The sequence below is a fragment of the Bathymodiolus platifrons methanotrophic gill symbiont genome (assembly GCF_002189065.1).
Taxonomy (GTDB): domain Bacteria; phylum Pseudomonadota; class Gammaproteobacteria; order Methylococcales; family Methylomonadaceae; genus Methyloprofundus.
Window position 1 is genome coordinate 1 of sequence record NZ_BDMN01000435.1, and the last position, 4,388, is coordinate 4,388.

The following is a 4,388-nucleotide window of genomic DNA, read 5'->3' on the forward strand; positions in this document are numbered from 1 at the left end:
CTATCATCCCGTCCGGGGCTGACAGCGAGTGAACTTTATGCGACAGAACCTTTTTTTACACAAATATTTATTTTTTGCGACAGAACCCTTTTCTAAATAAAATTGTTTTTAAATAATCATCCGTCAATTCAAATACAGGATCACAATGATTAAATTTCCTCATTAGTGGGATCATTTTAGTTCTTACCCCCATCCCTCTGGCATCTACATACCCATAATCCCGCAATACCTCCATAATAACGGGGTTTCTAGGTGATCTTTGTCCCAACACCATTTTATCAACCGTCATTGAGTTTTGTAGAGCACCAGGACTAATAACTTCTAACCGATCAGAATAAATACCCACTTCAATATCCACAAAACGCGTCCAATCTCTATGTGCTAATGCATTAATAAGGGCTTCTCTAACAGCACCAGATGGATAAAACCACTCAAGCTCCCTTCTAAAATCCTCATCAATTTCATCCACTTCCTGTGTAATAAAGGGCTTAACCTGCTCAATAAAGTTTTCAATAAGGCCATTATCAATTAATTGTTTTACAGACTCGGTTACATCCCATCGGCCAACCAACGGTGCGCCAATAATTAAATCCAAATTAGCCTTATATTCCTTATCTTCACCATCAAAAGCAAAGACTCGTAAGCCAGCCTGTTTAAGGTATTGTCTTGGGTTTTTCCCAAAAAGAAGCAAACCAGCAACGGAGCATAAACCATTAGGCTCATTCAAAAAGCCTAAGCCAGCCAACCTTATTTCCCAGTCATCATCCGATTTAGGAATATCAGGGTCTTGCAAAATATCGCTCAGATAGTTCTCCAAACGAGATCTATCAAGGCAATCAGAATTAGTCCTTGCGACAGGCAGCACCTCTGTATGCAACATTCCACCTAATTCAAACAAACGCATCTGTTGTTCTCGTGTCGCTAATTGAGAGGTAGAACCAATACGAATAAATACTTTTTCTTCCCCGCGATCTCTCAAAACATAAGGTTTAGAAATACCTAAAGGGAAAGTAATAATTGCAACAAAAACACCATCATCTATTTTAATTTTCTCATAGAATGGCAATATTTGAGGATGAATTTTATCGCGTACAACATTCATCACCCACTCTTCAGCATTAGGTCTACGTAAACCTAAGATAGTACCATTATCCTCCACACCAAGAATTATCTGACCACCCTGAAAATTAACTAGGGCAACAATTTCTTTAGCTAATTGTTCTGGTCGAATATCATCGCGCTTAAATTCGACCCCCGAATTTTCACCGTTTGCAATAATCTCCAACAATTCAGTTTTAAGCATACAACACCTCAATATCCATATTTAACTTTACGTTGATTAAAAGCCGTTTTTCCACCTTCCAAAATACTTGCCGCCTTATCACGAACCTTAGGCACATCAATTGCCCCTTGTGACTCATTAGGCATACTTACCTGTCCTTCAAACGAATCAAAAACACCAATCCACTCAGCATCTCCAAAAACAGGTATATTGGCATTATGTGTTGCAAATATAAATTGACGGCTAATCTTAGCCATACGCAACTCAGCAACAATTCTATCAGCAATAAAAGCATTATCCAGATTGTCTTCTGGTTGATCCATAATTAACGGATCTACATTCTGAAGTAATAAAAGGTGTAAAATAGCAGTACACTGTTGACCAGTTGATAACTTATCCAAAATCCTAAAGTTTTCCTCACCCTCATGGGCAACATTTAGCTCAATACTAATGACATCAGGCAATCCCACCTCTTCTAACTGCAAAATATGAGATTGGCTCAATTTAACCAATGCATTTGCAACGGTATGCGTAATCTCCCAGCCACACCCAACTAAAGCCTCTGTTCCTGATCGAATCAACTCTGCAAGTTTTACAGTAGAAAAATCATCCTGATATTTTATCCAATCTAAGCGCTTTTCACCCACCGAATCTAAATTACACTTCATCAAAAATTCTACAATGGGTGTTCTGTCAGCTTCAGGCTTAACGGTAAGTTTTAACTTGCCTTTCAGCTTTTTATTTAGTTTTTTGAGTGAACGCTCAAACTGTGAAGATCGCGCAACCTGGTATTCAGACAACTCAGTTAATAACTTTTTGCGTTTTAGCTCCAGCTCGTCTACAACCGCCTTCTGCGTAGTCGCTAAGGCCTGCTTCTGCTTGATTCTCTCAACCTCTTTCAATAAATGCTGAGATTCCAATCCAATTTCTCTACCACTCTTACCTTCACTAGACGGCAACTCTTTATAAGTTTTCTCCAATTTCTCTTCTTCTTCTTTGATACCAATATTTAACTCATTGATGGAATAATTGATAGTTGTTTTTGATACGTTAAACGCTTTTTTCCACTGGATCACAATATCCTCTGTATCAACTTTCAACTTATCAAGTTCCGTTCTGATATTTTTCAAAACATCAGAATGAGGAAGGTTATCCAGTGTTTTATCACTTAAAAAAACGGTGTCAGGTAAAACATCCTGAATAGCTAAAAAAGCCTGTTCAAGACTATCTATTTCCTCTTCTGAAGTACGCTTAAGCAATCGCTTTTCTGTTTCTAAAAAAGGAATAACTTTCAGCTTATCCTCAAGTCCAAGAGATTTAGACTGATTAACTTGCTCTTCTAGCTTTGGTAAGCGAGATAATTCATCCTCAGTAGAAGCTATATATTTTAATGCACTTTCAAGTTTCAATCTGTTTTCAGACAGTAGCTTTAGGGTTTCTTTTATTTTCCCTTCATTATCAGTTGGTCTCGCCTCAAGAAATCGAGCTAGTAATTTTCTTTGCGAGACTGAATTCTGGGCAATTTCATAAATTTCATTTTGTCCATATAGCTCAATCTCTGGCATCAAGTCAGCAGGTGTAAAGGATGAAATATCATCATTTTCATCCTTTACACTGCAACTTTCTCCGTATCGCCGTGCAATAGTGAACTTCTTACCATTCATCGTTGATGATCGGATAGTTAGCTCAACCCTAGCTTTAGATTTCCCCAAATTCTCTTTGATAATGTCCTTATGTTGTTTCTGAGAATTAATACCAATAGGCTCCAATTCAAGAACATAACGAATACATTCCAGCAAGGTAGTTTTACCCGTTCCACGACCACCGATTACCGCATTCAGGTGCTCAGAAAATTTAATATCAAGACCATCCAGATAACCACCCGTTACCTTCAAGGATTTAATCTGAGAATAATATTTTTCTTCCACGTCACTATTTAATCTCACTCGAGATTCAGTATCCTGAAAAGCTAACTTAAATGATTCAAAACTTGGCTCAGTCATCTTGATAAGACAAGAGGCTCTTAGATCTTTTAAAGTTTCTGGCGTTTCTATATCCTTGGCATTAATAATAGCTATTGGTAATTCTCGCTTATATGCGACCTCTTTATTACGAATAACTTTTCGATAGAATCCATCTTCAACAGTTTTAAGGTCTTCAACAGAACCAGGTATTTGAGCGGCTTTTAAACCTAAAAGTATCCATATATGTTTAAATCTTTTTTTTAGCAAACCATTTTCTGAAGTGCAATGGGCAGCATAAATAAAACCACCTATGTCATTAACCTTTGCAATTAACTGTTCAGCACTTAACCTAGAAGGCCTAACACCCTCCTCAGGATCTAACAAGTCAAGATGACCAAGATAACGTTCTAGTTTTTGAGAAGTGGCCTCTTCAGAAAATAAACAAACAAAATGAATTTTTTCACTAGAAGCAATTTCAAACCCAGGGAATACCAGAATGTCATTTTTATTCATCAAATCACGAATAGCATCTACACCATCAATATTACCGTGATTAGCAATACCAAGGACCTTGATATTCTCCTGTAAACAGACTTCAAGCATTTGTTGATTATAGTCTGTTTCTGATAGCTGCTGTTCCTGCCCACGATATGAAATATAACTCGCTGGATTAACCTGTAATGCACACTTCCAGAATTTAGCTTGCGTATGTCCCATTGTTACAATCCTCCCAATGCTGAATTATTCATCTTTTACCTCATTAATTATTGAACCTTCACTTTCACTGTATTTTACAGCCTAATTTGGGTCTAATCCCATAAAGGTACCAAATGTTGTGTCCTGAATTCGTATAATTAAGTGCATAAGGTTCTGTCGCATAAAGTTCACTTCCCCAGGTTATCTGCTATCATTAAGTTTAAATCTCTATATCAGGAATTCTCAAATGCTTAGTTTCAAATGGCGCCACTTTGAAAAAGAGATCATTCTCCTAAATGTCAGATGGTACTTGGCTTACCCACTCAGTTATCGCAATCTTGAAGAAATAGCGGAAGAACGAGGCTATCATGTTGACCACAGCACACTTAACCGCTGGGTTATCACGTATGCGCCTAAATTAGAGAAAGAATTTCACAAAAAGAAGC

Annotated in this window: 2 protein-coding genes and 1 pseudogene; 1 reads left to right on the plus strand and 2 read right to left on the minus strand. The window is 37.4% G+C overall.

Annotated elements, in window-relative coordinates:
• Positions 1 to 67: 67 nt before the first annotated feature.
• The gene (locus CDZ78_RS18910) at positions 68 to 1,303 is read right to left on the minus strand and encodes an RNA-binding domain-containing protein (RefSeq protein ID WP_087871361.1); all 1,236 of its coding nucleotides are present in this window, start codon (positions 1,301 to 1,303) and stop codon (positions 68 to 70) included.
• A gap of 8 nt (positions 1,304 to 1,311) precedes the next feature.
• A complete protein-coding gene (locus CDZ78_RS18915; RefSeq protein WP_087871362.1) occupies positions 1,312 to 3,963 on the minus strand; it encodes a TrlF family AAA-like ATPase in 2,652 nt (883 codons plus the stop codon).
• A 226-nt stretch (positions 3,964 to 4,189) separates the two neighbouring features.
• Here CDZ78_RS18915 and CDZ78_RS18920 point away from each other — a divergent pair.
• Positions 4,190 to 4,388 (plus strand): annotated as a pseudogene (locus tag CDZ78_RS18920) (IS6 family transposase); the annotation flags it as partial.